Genomic DNA, 13,902 nt, shown 5'->3' with positions numbered 1-13,902 from the left:
TCGATCGTCGACGCGCCGGTAGACTACAGACGTGCCTGGCCGGTATTTTACTCGCCCGCTGGGCACGACACGAGGTATGCGTATGCGCAAGAGCCCCTCAATTCCGGCTTTCCGCATGCCCGAGCTCGGTCCCCACACACCTCGACATGCAGTACCGCAGACAACGAAATGGGATTCATGAATAACCACTACCTCGATTTGAGCACTCCGCCGGCGCTACCGGCTCGCGGCATGCGTATCATCCCGCTCGGAGGCCTCGGCGAGATCGGCCGCAACATGACCGTCTTCGAGCACAAGGGAAAGCTGCTCATCATCGACTGCGGCGTTCTCTTCCCCGAAGACAACCAGCCCGGCATCAACGTGATCCTGCCCGACTTCACGGCCATCCGCGACCGCCTCCAGGACATCGAGGCCATCGTGCTCACGCACGGCCACGAAGATCACATTGGCGCCGTCCCTTACCTGCTCAAGGAACGCGGCGACATTCCCGTCATCGGCTCCAAGCTCACCCTGGCCTTCCTCGCCGCCAAGCTGCAGGAACACCGCCTCAGCCAGAACTTCATCGAAGTGAAAGAGGGCGAGCGCCGTACCGTCGGCCAGTTCGACCTCGAATTCATCGCCGTCAACCACTCCATCCCCGACGGCCTGGCCATCGCGATCCGTACCGAAGCCGGCCTCGTGCTTGCTACCGGTGACTTCAAGATGGACCAGTTCCCGCTCGACAAGCGCCTCACCGACCTCGGCGCCTTCGCACGCCTGGCCGAAGAGGGCGTCGACCTGTTCATGACGGACTCGACCAATGCCGAGGTTCCCGGCTTCACCACCGCCGAGAAGGACATTGGACCGGCGATCGACACCGTGTTCCGCACTTCCCCGCGCCGCATCATCGTGTCGAGTTTCGCGAGCCACGTGCACCGCATCCAGCAGGTCATCGATGCTGCCGTCAAGCACAACCGCAAGGTGGCCTTCGTCGGCCGTTCGATGGTGCGCAACATGGGAATCGCGAGTGAGCTCGGCTACCTCAACATTCCCAAGGGCCTCCTCGTGGACATGAAGGCGCTCGAGCGCATGAAGGACGACAAGGTCGTTCTCATCTGCACCGGTTCGCAGGGCGAGCCGATGGCCGCGCTCTCGCGTATGGCCAACCGTGAGCACGTCATCAAGATCGGCGAGGGCGACACCGTGCTGCTGGCGAGCTCGCTGATCCCCGGCAATGAGAACTCCATCTATCGCGTCATCAACGGCCTGATCCGTTGGGGCGCCAACGTCGTGCACAAAGGCAACGCCAAGGTGCACGTCTCCGGCCACGCGAGTGCCGGCGAGCTCGTCTACTGCTACAACATCGTCAAGCCCGTCAACGTCATGCCGATCCACGGTGAATGGCGTCACCTCACGGCCAACGCCGACCTCGCCATCGCGACCGGTGTCCCCGAAGAAAACGTCATCGTCGTCGAAGACGGCGTCGTGGTGGACCTCATCGACGGCCACGCCAAGGTCACCGGCCGGGTCGTCGCCGACTACATCTTCGTCGACGGTATGACCGTGGGCGGGGCATCCACTGCCGCGATGGAAGACCGTCGCAAGCTGGCCGAAGACGGCACCATCACGATCCTCGGCATTCTCAACGCCAAGACCGGCACGCTCTCGGAGCCCGTGGAGTTCCTGGCCCGCGGATTCGTGCACGACGACGAGTGGGTCAAGGGCGCGACCAAGGTCATCGATGAGGCCATGAAGGCCGCGAACCGCATCAAGATCGTCGACGGCGCCGAGCTTGAGGACCTGTTCACGCAGTCGGTGAGCCGCTGGATGAACCGCAAGTACCGTCGCAGCCCCGTGATCACCTCCGTGGTCGTCGACGCGTAACCGGCAGAGACAGAACGAGAAAGGCCGCATCCTCTACGAGGATGCGGCCTTTCTTTGTCATCAAGCCAGTTACATGAAGTCGTCGGCCGTGGCGTTCGCGATGTCGATCAGAACCAGCTTCGGGTTTTCCTTGATAATCGCCTGTAGACGCCACGGGGTACTGAACAGGGCGAGCAGCGTGCCGTCGGAGCGGGTGAAGACTTCAACCTGGCGGGTGCCGGCGAGCACGAGCGCGCTCTCCTTGTCGGTTTTGCGGGCCACCTGGTACGGCAGTGCTTCCATGCGAATGTCGGCATGAAAATCGTGCACCATGCGGTCTTCAACGACCTCGAACTGCATTGGTCCGACCGCACCGAGCACGGGGGCCTGCTCGCCGCGCACCTCGGAGCGCATCACCTGGATGATGCCCTCGTGGTCGAGTTGGTCGATACCGCGACGAAACTGCTTGTGCTTGCTGCTATCGACCGGGCGTATCGCCCGAAAATGTTCGGGAGAGAACAACGGCAGCGGCGGAAATTCTACCCGTTCGTCTTCGAAGATCGAGTCGCCCACCCGCAGCGCCGACGCGTTGACGAGCCCGACGATGTCGCCCGGCCAGGCCTGATCGGTGACGGTGCGTTCTTTGCCGAACAGCTGCTGCGCGTACTTGGTCGCAAAGGGGCGACCGGTTGCCGCGTGGGTGACGACCATTCCACGTCGAAATTCGCCAGAACACACGCGCACGAAAGCCACGTGGTCGCGGTGCGCCGAGTTCATGCCGGATTGTACCTTGAACACGAACCCGGAGAACGGCGACGTGACCTGACGCGGATTGCCGTCGATATCGATGCGGGCTTCGGCGGGTGGCGCAAATTCGACCAGGGTATCGAGCAGCTGCTGCACCCCGAAGTTCGCCACTGCCGCGCAGAACAGCACCGGGGTCGTCTGCCCGTCGAGGAACAGTTCGGAGTCGTGATTTTGGGATTCTGCGTCGAGCAGTTCCGATTCTTCGACAGCGGATGTCCAGGCGCTGCCTTCCTCGATCGCCGCGTCGACCGCATCCAGACGCACCGACTCGGCTACGGTCGCGCCGCCAGCGGTGCGGGTGTAGCGCAGAAAATCACCGGACCGGCGATCGAGTACGCCGCGCAGGTCGCCGGCCTCGCCAACCGGCCAGTTCAGCGGGGTCGGCAACAGGCCGGTGCGCGTCTGGATCTCGTCCATCAGAGCCAGGGGAGTGTCACCCGGGCGGTCCCACTTGTTGATGACGGTAATCACCGGAAGCCCACGTTGTTTGCAGACGGCGAACAGCTTCATGGTCTGGGGCTCGAGACCCTTGGCGGCGTCGACGAGCATGACCGCGGCATCCACTGCAGACAGTACCCGAAACGTGTCCTCGGAGAAGTCGGCGTGGCCGGGGGTGTCAACCAGGTTGATCACAGCGTCGTGGTATTCGAACTGGATCGCGGCGCTCGTCACTGAAATGCCACGGGCCTTCTCCATCTCCATCCAGTCCGAGACAGTGCCGCTGCGACCGGCCTTGCCGTGCGTGGCGCCGGCCGAGGTGATCGCGCGGGCGTGCAGCAGGAGGGCTTCGGTCAGGGTGGACTTGCCGGCGTCGGGGTGGGAGATCACGGCGAAGGTGCGGCGACGCAGAGCCTCACGGGGAACCTGGGGGTTGGGTACGTCGGCGACGGTGGTCATGGCTGCTTTCCTGCGGCTGATTCGGGCAGGGTACCTCGCCGACCAACCGATTGATCTCTTCGATGGCAGGCGGCCCAGGGCTGATGTACACCTGCACAGGCAGCCCATTTTTCGCGCAACTGCCAGTCTAACAAATCGTGAACGTGTCAACTGGCAACCGACAGCTGGTGCCCCCTATTCGGCCGCCACCGACGTACAATCTGGTAACGGTTTAGCGCGCCGTCGAAAAATGTCGGTGGCCTCGCCTAAAGTCGGGCCAAGAGCAATTCACAAAGAGAAAACCCGGCGAAAACGAATGGTCGGGCGTGCACCCCTGGAGGAGAACGCAATGCCCCGACAGGTGGTCTCGTCTTCGCTCGACGCCCTGTCCGTTGGCCGTTCGCGGTCGGCCGACACCGGGCAGGCACAGACCACGGTCGGTGCTGGCCCGGTTCGCCGGCAGATTGCGGGAACCGATCTGCGCGTGCATCCACTCGCCCTCGGCTGCAACGCTTTCGGCTGGACGGCGACGGGTGAGGCATCCAAGGCCATCCTCGACGCGCACCGCGACTTCGGCGGTAACTTTCTTGACACCGCCGACAGCTTCGCTGCTGGGCGAAGCGAAGTGATTATCGGTTCGTGGCTGCGCTCTCGGGGTGCTCGGGCCGAAACCGTTCTGGCCACCAAAATCGGTCGAAATCTCGACAATCCCGGACTGACTCAGCGCAGCATCGTCGCCGCCGTCGAAGCCAGCCTCGTGCGGCTCGGAACCGACTACCTCGACCTGCTCTACTTTCACTTCGACGACAAAACCGTCGCCCTCGAAGAGAGCCTCGTTGCCGTGGACGTCCTCATGCGCGCCGGCAAGGTGCGCTACCTCGGTGCGAGCAACTTCTCGGCGGAACGACTCATGGAAGCCCGGGTGTTGTCCGCCCTCGGCTTGCCCAAGTTCGTCGCCGCCGAAACGCCGTACAACCTCGTGCATCGCACCGAACTCGAAAAAGACGTCGCGGTCGTCGCTCGCGCCCAGCATCTTGCGCTGATGCCCGGCTTTGCCCTGGCCCACGGTTTTCTGGCCGGCGCTTTTCGCACCAAAGCGGATGTCGCCGGTACCGCCCGCGGACAACTCGCCAAGGTGTACCTCAATCGTCGCTCGCTGCGCGTACTGGCCGTGGTTGACCGTATCGCCGCAGCGCAGGGTGTGGCACCGGCGTCGATTGCCCTGGCCTGGTTGCTCGCCCGACCTGACGTAGTGGCGCCGGTCGCCGGAGCCGGGGAGGTCGATCAGGTGCACTCCCTGGTCGCCGCGGCGGGCATCCGTCTCGGCCGCAGTGACCTGCTCGATCTCGACCGGGTGTCGGCCGACTAGGAGAAAGTCAGGCGACGGATTCGTCGAGCACACGCTGGATAGCGCGCAGCAGGGCGGTGTGGGCACCGATCGGGTCGCCAAGGTTGGCACCGGCAAAGGCGCCATCGCGGGCGAGGAAAAAATCGTCGGCGGCGTCTCCGGGCCGGGCATGGCCCATCCCGCGGAACATGTCCTCGATCGACCGGCCGTACCAGTCACGATGTGCAGAAACGGCCTGGCGCACGGGGTGGGCCGGGTCGGTGAACTGAGCGGCCGCGTTGATAAACGGGCAGCCGTGGAAACCTCCGCGAATGACCTGAGCCGAGATCTCATTGACGACGCCACGCAGCCGCTGTTCCGGGGTGTCACAATTCGTGTCGAGGCTAGCCAGAAAATCGCGCGCCAGACGGTCCCGGCCCTCGAGGTACACGACGATGAGGGCGTCCTTCGAGCGGTAGTACTTGTAGAAGGTCGCTTTGGTGACCTTCGACTCACCGATGATGCGGTCCACACCGACGGTGTGTACGCCCTCGGTGTAGAACAAGCGGTCGGCAGTGGCGAGGATACGCAGCTTGGCGTGGGTCGGGGGCCGAACGGTGTCAGCTGTGAGCGTGGTCATGCGTCACTCCTTGATTGAGGGCAAGCGAGCGAGCCCGCATGAGCGCAAATCCGGTGTTTTCCCGGTTGGCTCCCAGACTGTAACACACCATAGACAGACCAGTCTGTCGTAATCGACCGTCCGGACCGTTGCGGTCAAACTGGGGGTAGCCTGGCGAGTTCGCACACGGGCGCCAGCAGCGCCGATCGCGTCTTGTAAGGTGGGGATGATATGAACGGTGCAGTCGATTTTCCCCTAGACCAGGCCGAACTCTCGTTTCGGGCCGCCGGTGATGCCCTGGTGCGTCGGACCGTTCTGCCAAGTGGCGTGCGCATCCTGAGTGAGCAGGTGCCGGGTGCCCGAAGTGTCACCGTCGGTTACTGGATCGCCGTCGGTTCCCGTGACGAACAACCGGGTCACTTCGGCTCCACTCACTTTCTCGAGCACCTGTTGTTCAAAGGCACGCCAACGCGGTCCGCTCTCGACATTGCCATCTCTTTTGATGCGGTTGGCGGCGAACACAACGCCATGACCGCAAAGGAATACACCTGCTACTACGCCAAGGTGCAAGACCGCGACCTCGGTATGGCCATTGATGTTCTCACCGACATGCTGACCTCCTCACAACTGGATGCCGGCGAATTTGAAACCGAGCGCGGCGTTATTCTCGAGGAACTCGCCATGGCTGACGACGACCCAGCCGACGTCGCCAATGAGCGATTCTTCGAAGCGGTGCTGGGGAAGCATCCGCTCGGCCGTCCTATCGGCGGCAGTGCCGACGACATTCGTGGTGTCACCCGCACGGCGGTGTGGGAGCACTACCAGGCCAACTATCGCCCGCAAGACCTCGTCGTCACGGTCGCCGGCGCCGTCGACCACGACCAGCTGGTCGCCGCCGTCACCCGCGCCCTCGAACGATCCGGCTGGGACCTCAGTATTGCCCAGGCCCCGGTCAGCCGTCGAGACGGCGTGCCCGCCGAGATTCACCAGGGCCAGGCTCTGACCATCATCAAACGTCCGCTGGAACAGGCGAACCTGCTGCTCGGAATGTCCGGCCTGCTGGCGACCGACGACCGACGCGTCACGATGAGCGTGCTCACTTCGATATTCGGCGGGGGAATGTCGAGCCGGCTTTTTCAAGAAGTGCGGGAGAAGCGCGGCCTGGCCTATTCGGTCTACTCATTCGCGCCCGGTTACTCGGATGCTGGCCTGTTCGGTATGTATGCCGGATGCACGCCGGCCAAGGCCGGCCAGGTCGCCGAACTCATGCTCAGCGAGCTACATCGCCTCGCCGATGGCGGTGTCACCAACGACGAGATGAGGCGGGCGTCTGGCCAGTTGAGTGGAGCGTCGGCCCTCGCATTGGAAGACTCAGACACCCGAATGTCTCGGCTGGGTCGCTCTGAGATAACCCTCGGCGAGTTCGCAGATCTCGACGAAGTGCTGCGCCGCCTTGCGCTGGTCACGGCGGCCGACGTGCAGGGGCTCGCTGCCGAACTCGTCAGTGGCGCCGTATCAATCTCCGCCGTCGGTGCCCTCGATGACGACGCGTTCGCGGCCATCATTCCCAGCTGACCGGCCGCGACTTAGTCTCTGGTACCTTCCGGCCCGGCCGGATTTCCGCACTCTGAAATGGACAATGATGCCCCAGTACATTTACCTGGTACGCCACGGCGAGCAACAGGATGCCGAACATGGCCTGCACGACGGTCCGTTATCGCCCCGCGGCAAACGCCAGGCGCTGCTCATCGCCGATCGTCTGAGTGGGGTTCCGTTCACAGGCGCCTGGCACTCGCCGCTGCAACGGGCCGCCGAAACCGCCACCATCATGGCGGAACGGCTTCCAGCCCTGCAGAGCGAGCCGTCGGCACTGCTGTTCGACTGCATTCCCTCTGGCCGGGCGGCCGAGACACCATCGGCCTACGACCCGTTTTTCGGCGCGGTAACCGAAGACGAGATCGCGGCGGGACGCGCACAGATGGAAGACGCCGTCGCCGAATTTCTGCAACCGCGCCGCAGCCAGCGGCACGACCTGCTGATCACCCATAATTTCGTGATCGCGTGGTTTGTTCGGGAGGTGCTCGGGGCTCCCGACTGGCGCTGGGTTGGAATCAACCAAGCCAATTGTGGGCTCACCGTGCTGCAGCAAAAACCGGGCCGACCCTGGACGCTCGTCACGCACAATGATCTGGGCCATTTGCCGGTCGAGCTGCGTACCGGGCTGCCGGAACCGCTGATGTTCTAGGGGCGAACCAGTGGCTGAAGCTGATTTGCGCTGAAATCAGCTTGCGCTGACGTTAGTTCGCGCTGACGTTAGTTTGCGCTGAGCCGTTTGCGATACCAGTGTGTTGCATTGGGGTTGTCGTTGTATGCAGGGATGCTCTCATACCCGGTGCTGTGATAGAGCGCCCCCGCGGTGGACAGGCTTACATTCGTGTCGAGCACTATTTCGGCGGCGCCCAGGTCGCTCGCCCGGCTCTCGAGTGCAGCCAGCAGCATCCGCCCCCAGCCGCGCCCGCGGGTGCGTGGCTGCATCCACAAATGCTTAACCTCGAAGCAGACCGGTTCATTCGTGGTGGTTTGCAGCCGGCGGATGCCTCCGCACCCGACATACGTGCCGCCAACGTCGTTCGCTGCCTGGCCATCGAGCACCACGAGGAACAGGCCCTGAGGTGGCACGAACTGCTCCGCGACCGGATAGGTCGGGTGGTAGCTGCCGTGGGATTGTCGAAACGACAGTTCGGGGCTGCGGAAGTATTCGTTGAGCAGGGCGAGGGCTGCGGCGTCCGCGACCGACACGGCGAGAAACTGGGGCATCTGCTTAGGCTATTGCGCGGGCCGGTCGTGACGTGATCAATTGGTAGATTGGTGTCATGACAACAACGGTGGCCATCATTGGAGCGACAGGCAAGATGGGCCGCTTGGTTTCCGACCTGATCGCCCGAACCGAGGGCTTCGAGGTCGTCGCCCGCCTCGATTCCCACAGCGAGCTGAGCGAGATGCTCCGCGCTCAGATCGCCGTTGACCTGACCCGGCCCGACGTAAGCCGTAACGTCGTCGATTTTGCGACCGAGCACGGTCTGCAGGTTCTCGTAGGCACTTCGGGCTGGACCCAGGACGGTATCGATTCTCTCGCCCGGCGTCTCGCCGGCCGGGAAGACACCGGCGTCATCATTATTCCGAACTTCTCGATCGGATCGGTGCTCGCAACGGCCTTCGCGGCCCTGGCCGCCCGGTTCTACGACTCCATCGAAATTGTCGAGGCTCACCAGCCGTCGAAGGTTGATTCGCCGTCGGGCACGGCGGTGCGAACCGCCGAACTGATCGGCCGGGCGCGCGCTGAACTCGGCCCGGTTTCGGCGCCGCACACCGATCAGCGTGCCCGCGGCCAGCAGGTCGCGAGCGTGCCCGTACACAGCCTGCGCCTGTCCGGACTCCTGGCCCGGCAAGACGTCCTTCTCGGCGGCACCGGCGAAACCCTCACGATCAGCCACAACACCCTGTCACCGAGCGCTTATGAAAGTGGCATCCTGCTCGCCCTCGACGCCGCGCGAACCGCTCGAGGTGTATCGGTCGGCCTCGACCAGATCGTCGATTTGGGATTCACTACGGCCGCCAGCGAAGGAGCCTCGAAGTGAAGGGCAAGATCGCTGTCGTCGTCATGGCGGTTCTGCTCGTCTTCTACCTGGTGTCGGTCGGCGTACGCGCGGTGCTGTTCATCCAGAGCGGGGAGCCGGTGGGCATCGCCATCGGCCTTGCCCTTCTCATCCTGCCGCTGATTGGTTTCTGGGCTTTGGCGCGCGAAGTGGTGTTCGGTGTGCGCTCGGAGCGCCTGATGCGCGAGCTCGAAAGGTTGGGCGGCCTTCCTGCCGCCGATTTGGCGGTTCGACCGAGCGGACGTCCCTACCGGGATGCTGCCGACGAGCAGTTTCCGGCCGCGCAGGCGGGGGTCGAAGCCGAGCCGGAGAACTGGCACGCTTGGCTGCGCCTCGGCCTCGCCTACGACGCCGCCGGCGATCGCAAGCGCGCTCGCGGGGCGATCCGCACCGCGATCAGCCTCGAACGCACCCCGAAGTAGCCGCAGGCTACGGCTGGCGGAGCATCCAGGCGACCGCTGTCGCTGGTGTTCGCTGAGCAAACTCGAACCCGTCGTCCAAAAGTTTCTGGGCGCTGACCTGCTGGTCTGCGAGCAGTAGTTGGCGGGCGGCGTCCTGCAACAGCAGCGTCAAGACCTGCTGGGGCACCGGTAGGAAAAACGGTCGGTGCAGCGCAGTGGCGAGCGCTTTGATGATGTCGTTCGCTGTAGCCGCGGATGGCCCGACGAGATTGACCGGGCCGGAGAGCGTCGAGGTGAGCAGATGCAGGATGGCCGCAGCCTCGTCGTGCAAACTCACCCAGGCCCAGTGCTGATTCCCGCCGCCGAGTGGTCCGGCGAGACCCAGTTTGGCCAGGGGCAGGAGCGGTTTCAGCGCGCCGCCCTTGGCGAGTACGAGGCCGGTGCGTAACGTGACAACCCGGGTCGGTTCCGGAGCGAGCTGGGCCGCTGCCTCCCATTGAGTGACGACATCGGCCAGAAAATCGGTTCCGACCGTGGATGTCTCGCTCAGGATTTCCCCGGGCCGATTGCCGTACACGCCCACTGCGGAACCGTTGAGCAGAACCGTAGGGGGAGTGGCGGCGTGTCCGAGCGCGTCGGTGATCGTGCGGGTGGCGGACAAACGCGAATTCAGGATTTCCTTGCGATAACCAGGCGTCCACGGCAGCCGCGCCAGTGACGCGCCCGAGAGGTTGACGACAGCGTCGATGTCGTCCAGAACGTGAGCGTCCAGGGCATGGGCGGACGGGTCCCACCGAATCTCGTTCTTGCCGAGGGCTTCACGCCGGACCAGGCGCACGGGAGTGTGCCCGGCCCCGACCAACTGCCGGCTGAGTTCCCGGCCGATGAGACCGGACGCGCCGGCGATCAGAACGCGCACGCCGGTCCCCTAAGCGAGCTCTGCTTCGATGGTGATCGGGATGCCCGCGAGCGCTTTAGAAACCGGGCAGTTCTCCTTGGCGTCCTGGGCGAACACCTCGAACTCGGCTTCGGTCAGACCGGGAATCTTGGCACTGACCAGCAGGTGGCTTCCGATAACGCCGGTGCCGGCCGCAAAAGTCACGGCGGCGGTGGCCTGGATGCTCTCCGGAGTGTGGCCGGCCGAACCGAGAGCGTTGGCGAGGGCCATCGAGAAGCAGGCGGCGTGGGCGGCGCCAAGCAGTTCCTCCGGGTTGGTCGTGTTCGACACACCCTCAGCGCGGGCCTTCCAATTCACCGAGAACACGGCGGCGTGCGAGGAGTCGAGGGTGACGGTGCCGGTCCCGGTGGGAAGATCGCCGGTCCAGACTGAGGTTGCTTCACTCGTGAGCGTCGTGGGCATGTTGTTACCTCCAGGTGATTGAATACCACCCTAACCGTCCGACCTGCACCGCGAACGCCTGCCGTCTGGGAATTACCTGAGAGCCAGCCGACACGTTAGGGCAGCCTGAGATCCGATCTACCGGGTGTGTCCCGGTCGGGTTGGAGACAGCGGCTCAGACGTTCTCGACGGCTTTGCTACCCCGGTTGAGCACGCCGGATCGCAGGAGCAGCAGGTAGATCTGGCAGCCGAGGCAATAGTCGAAAACCGCGTTCAGAAAGGCAGCGACAAACGCGGCGGCCGCAGCGATTCCGACAGCGCCCGGTACACCGGCCAGGCCCAGAATGAGCCCGACCAAGGTCACCGCCAGGCCCACACCCTGCGCGAAGGTGGGCGGGGCCGCGTCTTCGAGTTCAGTCGGAGGGGCAAGGCGCGGCCGCACGAATTTCTTGAACAGGGCGCCGTATGGATGCCGGCCGGCGCCGACCAATGCACCCCAAGCGAATAACGCGGTGATCGCTGCCAGCAGGGCCAGCGCTGCAGCGGATGCCCCGGTGAGTGACATGAACACGACCAGGAGTAACAGCACGGCCGTCAGACCTGCGCCGAATCGGGGTCCGCGCGGATCGAGCCGGGCGCGAGGTGTCTTAGACATGAGAGCTCCCGAGTGTGCTGCTGGATGTGGTGTTCTGCGTGATGGAATCAAGGGTCGTACCGACGTCTGCCCGAGTGGGAGGGCCCCCCACGCGCGCCTGCACCCGACCGGCTCCGTCCAGAATCAGGGTCGTCGGGGTTTGCAGCACGGCGTACCGTTTGGCCAGATCGGGGCGGTGGGTGAGGTCCACTTCTACGTGTACCACCCCAGGGCGCTGCTCGGCCACAGCGCGCAGCAGGCGGCGGGTGCCCGGGCAGCGAGCGCACAACTCGGTCGAAAACTGCAGCAGGGTGGCGGCGGGGCCGAAGGCGACCGTGGCGGCGACATCCGCTGGAGTGACGACGTCGCCAAAAACACGGGCCACTCGTCCCTGACGGGCTCGTAAAGTGAGGCCGAGAACGGTCGTGGCAGCCAACAGCGCGAACAGGAGTCCGATCGCTTCGAGTGGATTCATGATATTTACGCTACGTGCGCCCAGCCCTGTTCGGGGGACTGTGACGACACATTACGACTGCGCACGGGCGCATCGTCCGACAGACCGGCTAGCCTGAGGCGGTGTCTGAAATTGAGTTTCGATCTGAAATGACCGTGGAGTTGGTGCGTGCAAACGCTCACGATTCCGATGTGCTGTTTGCCGCGCGGGTATCGACCCTGGGGGAGCAGACCCTCGAGCACAGCCAGCTCGACGGTTCAGCGAGCGAGGCCGACGAGAAGCGTGACCGCGGGCTGATCAACTACCTCATGCGTGACCGGCACGGTTCGCCGTTCGAACACAACTCAATGACGTTCTACGTACGCGCCCCCATTTTCGTCTTCCGCGAATTCATGCGGCACCGCATCGCCAGTTACAACGAAGAGTCCGGCCGCTACCGGGAGCTGGGCCCGGTGTTCTACGTGCCGTCCACCGAACGTAACCTTGTGCAAGTCGGCAAGCCCGGTGCCTACGACTTTCTGCCCGGCACCGCAGAGCAGATCGCGCTCGTGCAACAGCAGACCCGCGCCGCCGCGATCCACGCCTCCGAGGCCTACCAGCGGATGCTCGAAGCCGGTGTCGCGCGCGAAGTCGCCCGCATCGTGCTGCCGTTGAACATCTACTCCTCGATGTATGTCACGCTCAACGCGCGCTCACTGATGAACTTCCTCAGCCTGCGCACCAAGCGGGAGGGCTCGTTATTTCCGTCGTTCCCCCAGCGCGAGATCGAAATGTGTGCCGAGCAGATGGAAACCCATTTCGAAAAGCTCATGCCCTTCACTTACGCCGCCTTCAATGTGAACGGCCGGGTGGCCCCGTAGTCTGCAGTGTGAAGGGAGACGATAGCCTGTACACCGTGTCTACCTCTACGAATCCCTTTGGCCAGGTGCTGGTCGCCCTGGTCACCCCGTTTACCTTTGATGGCGAAGTGGACTGGGCTGGGGTGGAGAAGCACATCGACGACGTCATCAACGCCGGCGCCGACGGCATCGTCGTCACTGGTACGACCGGTGAAACGAGCACCCTGACCGACCCGGAGAAGATCCGTCTGGTCGAGGTGGGCAAGTCGGTCGCCGACGGCCGCGCCAAGATCATCACGGGCGGTGGCTCCAACGAGACCGCGCACGCCATGCAGCTGGCCCGCCAGAGCGAGAAGGCCGGCGCTGACGGCAACATGATCGTCACGCCCTACTACAACAAGCCCACCCAAGCGGGCATCCTGACCCATTTCCGCATGATCGCCGATGCCACTGACCTTCCCGTCATCCTCTACGACATCCCCGGGCGCACCGGAGTCGCGATCGCCTACGAGACCATCCTTCGGGCAGCCAAGCACCCCAACATCCTCGCCATCAAGGACGCTAAAGGCGACTTCGCCCAGGTCAGCCGGGTGCTCAACCAGACCGACCTCCTGTACTTCTCCGGAGATGACCCCAACGTGCTCGCGCACCTGTCGATCGGCGCCACCGGCCTCATCGGCGTCACCGGAAACATCACTGCCACCCCCTACCGGCACATGGTCGACGCCGTCAACCGGGGCGACTTGAAGGTGGCCACAGCAGCGCACCAGCAGCTGGAACCGCTCGTGCGGGCCGTCATGACGCACGTTCCCGGAACCGTCGCGGTGAAGTACATCCTGCACGGCCTCGGCCGCATCGGCAGCCCGCGGGTGCGACTGCCGCTGGTTGGTCCCGAAGACTCCGAAGCCGCCCAGATCGAGGACGAACTGTCGCTGGTCCGGGACATTCCTGGCGTCGACTTTTCCAACTTCCGCCCGGACCGCAACGCGGCCGCCGGCGGATCGTTGCCCAAGGTCGCCGGCACCACTCGCTGAGCCGCTGCTCGCGTGCTCGCGGCACTCGTTGGCGTTCGGGGCATCCGTTTGTAAGGGGGCTACGAACCACAACA

Annotated in this window: 15 protein-coding genes; 8 read left to right on the top strand and 7 right to left on the bottom strand. The window is 64.2% G+C overall.

Annotation, left to right across the window (positions count from 1 at the left end):
* Positions 1–177: 177 nt before the first annotated feature.
* The gene (locus tag E3T27_RS12870) at positions 178–1,863 is read left to right on the top strand and encodes a ribonuclease J (protein ID WP_104197152.1); all 1,686 of its coding nucleotides are present in this window, start codon (positions 178–180) and stop codon (positions 1,861–1,863) included.
* A 69-nt stretch (positions 1,864–1,932) separates the two neighbouring features.
* On the opposite strand, the gene E3T27_RS12865 is transcribed toward E3T27_RS12870, so the two are convergent.
* Positions 1,933–3,546, bottom strand: a complete 1,614-nt coding sequence (locus E3T27_RS12865; RefSeq protein WP_134573208.1) for a peptide chain release factor 3 — start codon at positions 3,544–3,546, stop codon at positions 1,933–1,935.
* A 328-nt stretch (positions 3,547–3,874) separates the two neighbouring features.
* Between E3T27_RS12865 and E3T27_RS12860 the strand changes: the two genes are divergently transcribed.
* Positions 3,875–4,894, top strand: coding sequence for an aldo/keto reductase (locus tag E3T27_RS12860; protein WP_241992245.1), 1,020 nt, complete (start codon positions 3,875–3,877; stop codon positions 4,892–4,894).
* Positions 4,895–4,901: 7 nt separating this feature from the next.
* On the opposite strand, the gene E3T27_RS12855 is transcribed toward E3T27_RS12860, so the two are convergent.
* Positions 4,902–5,492: a TetR/AcrR family transcriptional regulator gene (locus E3T27_RS12855; RefSeq protein WP_104197001.1), complete on the bottom strand. Its 591-nt coding sequence runs from the start codon at positions 5,490–5,492 to the stop codon at positions 4,902–4,904.
* A 210-nt stretch (positions 5,493–5,702) separates the two neighbouring features.
* Here E3T27_RS12855 and E3T27_RS12850 point away from each other — a divergent pair, with 210 nt between their 5' ends.
* Together E3T27_RS12850 and E3T27_RS12845 are read left to right on the top strand one after the other, a co-directional pair.
* Positions 5,703–7,046, top strand: a complete 1,344-nt coding sequence (locus E3T27_RS12850; protein WP_104197000.1) for a M16 family metallopeptidase — start codon at positions 5,703–5,705, stop codon at positions 7,044–7,046.
* A 67-nt stretch (positions 7,047–7,113) separates the two neighbouring features.
* A complete protein-coding gene (locus tag E3T27_RS12845; protein ID WP_104197151.1) occupies positions 7,114–7,716 on the top strand; it encodes a histidine phosphatase family protein in 603 nt (200 codons plus the stop codon).
* A gap of 68 nt (positions 7,717–7,784) precedes the next feature.
* On the opposite strand, the gene E3T27_RS12840 is transcribed toward E3T27_RS12845, so the two are convergent.
* Positions 7,785–8,288: a GNAT family N-acetyltransferase gene (locus tag E3T27_RS12840; protein WP_134573204.1), complete on the bottom strand. Its 504-nt coding sequence runs from the start codon at positions 8,286–8,288 to the stop codon at positions 7,785–7,787.
* A 56-nt stretch (positions 8,289–8,344) separates the two neighbouring features.
* Between E3T27_RS12840 and dapB the strand changes: the two genes are divergently transcribed.
* Both dapB and E3T27_RS12830 read left to right on the top strand, forming a co-directional pair.
* A complete protein-coding gene (gene dapB / locus E3T27_RS12835; protein ID WP_134573202.1) occupies positions 8,345–9,109 on the top strand; it encodes a 4-hydroxy-tetrahydrodipicolinate reductase in 765 nt (254 codons plus the stop codon).
* Entirely contained in the window at positions 9,106–9,549 is a 444-nt protein-coding gene (locus tag E3T27_RS12830) for a hypothetical protein (RefSeq protein ID WP_104196997.1), read from the top strand. The genes dapB and E3T27_RS12830 overlap by 4 nt, the downstream gene beginning before the upstream one ends.
* Before the next feature lie 7 nt (positions 9,550–9,556).
* Here the strand turns inward: E3T27_RS12830 and E3T27_RS12825 are convergent, their stop codons facing one another.
* From E3T27_RS12825 to E3T27_RS12810, 4 genes are all read right to left on the bottom strand, one after another.
* On the bottom strand, positions 9,557–10,447 hold the full coding sequence (locus tag E3T27_RS12825; RefSeq protein WP_134573200.1) for a TIGR01777 family oxidoreductase: 891 nt from the start codon (positions 10,445–10,447) through the stop codon (positions 9,557–9,559).
* Between the two features lie 9 nt (positions 10,448–10,456).
* Positions 10,457–10,888, bottom strand: a complete 432-nt coding sequence (locus E3T27_RS12820; RefSeq protein WP_134548679.1) for an OsmC family peroxiredoxin — start codon at positions 10,886–10,888, stop codon at positions 10,457–10,459.
* Between the two features lie 154 nt (positions 10,889–11,042).
* Entirely contained in the window at positions 11,043–11,522 is a 480-nt protein-coding gene (locus E3T27_RS12815; protein WP_134573198.1) for a DUF4395 domain-containing protein, read from the bottom strand.
* Positions 11,515–11,976 carry a TlpA family protein disulfide reductase gene (locus E3T27_RS12810; protein ID WP_134573197.1) on the bottom strand — a complete coding sequence of 154 codons (462 nt, stop codon included), beginning with the start codon at positions 11,974–11,976 and terminating at the stop codon, positions 11,515–11,517. Before E3T27_RS12810 ends, E3T27_RS12815 begins: the two co-directional genes overlap by 8 nt.
* 128 nt (positions 11,977–12,104) lie before the next feature.
* Here E3T27_RS12810 and thyX point away from each other — a divergent pair, with 128 nt between their 5' ends.
* Positions 12,105–12,815: an FAD-dependent thymidylate synthase gene (gene thyX, locus E3T27_RS12805; RefSeq protein ID WP_134573334.1), complete on the top strand. Its 711-nt coding sequence runs from the start codon at positions 12,105–12,107 to the stop codon at positions 12,813–12,815.
* Between the two features lie 35 nt (positions 12,816–12,850).
* Positions 12,851–13,828 (top strand): 4-hydroxy-tetrahydrodipicolinate synthase, encoded by a 978-nt coding sequence (gene dapA / locus E3T27_RS12800; RefSeq protein WP_134573195.1) that lies wholly within the window; start codon positions 12,851–12,853, stop codon positions 13,826–13,828.
* Positions 13,829–13,902 lie beyond the last annotated feature (74 nt).

Origin of the sequence: Cryobacterium lyxosi (assembly GCF_004403345.1) — a bacterium.
Classification (GTDB): Bacteria; Actinomycetota; Actinomycetes; order Actinomycetales; family Microbacteriaceae; genus Cryobacterium; species Cryobacterium lyxosi.
Note: the sequence above shows the minus strand (reverse complement) of the source record. Positions and strands in the feature narration are given on the sequence as shown.

What these genes read in the sequence shown, in the direction of transcription:
- E3T27_RS12870 (WP_104197152.1), top strand. Translation starts at nt 178, where the DNA reads ATGAATAACCACTACCTCGATTTGAGCACTCCGCCGGCGCTACCGGCT.
- E3T27_RS12865 (WP_134573208.1), bottom strand. Translation starts at nt 3,546, where the DNA reads ATGACCACCGTCGCCGACGTACCCAACCCCCAGGTTCCCCGTGAGGCT.
- E3T27_RS12860 (WP_241992245.1), top strand. Translation starts at nt 3,875, where the DNA reads ATGCCCCGACAGGTGGTCTCGTCTTCGCTCGACGCCCTGTCCGTTGGC.
- E3T27_RS12855 (WP_104197001.1), bottom strand. Translation starts at nt 5,492, where the DNA reads ATGACCACGCTCACAGCTGACACCGTTCGGCCCCCGACCCACGCCAAG.
- E3T27_RS12850 (WP_104197000.1), top strand. Translation starts at nt 5,703, where the DNA reads ATGAACGGTGCAGTCGATTTTCCCCTAGACCAGGCCGAACTCTCGTTT.
- E3T27_RS12845 (WP_104197151.1), top strand. Translation starts at nt 7,114, where the DNA reads ATGCCCCAGTACATTTACCTGGTACGCCACGGCGAGCAACAGGATGCC.
- E3T27_RS12840 (WP_134573204.1), bottom strand. Translation starts at nt 8,288, where the DNA reads ATGCCCCAGTTTCTCGCCGTGTCGGTCGCGGACGCCGCAGCCCTCGCC.
- dapB (WP_134573202.1), top strand. Translation starts at nt 8,345, where the DNA reads ATGACAACAACGGTGGCCATCATTGGAGCGACAGGCAAGATGGGCCGC.
- E3T27_RS12820 (WP_134548679.1), bottom strand. Translation starts at nt 10,888, where the DNA reads ATGCCCACGACGCTCACGAGTGAAGCAACCTCAGTCTGGACCGGCGAT.
- E3T27_RS12815 (WP_134573198.1), bottom strand. Translation starts at nt 11,522, where the DNA reads ATGTCTAAGACACCTCGCGCCCGGCTCGATCCGCGCGGACCCCGATTC.
- E3T27_RS12810 (WP_134573197.1), bottom strand. Translation starts at nt 11,976, where the DNA reads ATGAATCCACTCGAAGCGATCGGACTCCTGTTCGCGCTGTTGGCTGCC.
- thyX (WP_134573334.1), top strand. Translation starts at nt 12,105, where the DNA reads ATGACCGTGGAGTTGGTGCGTGCAAACGCTCACGATTCCGATGTGCTG.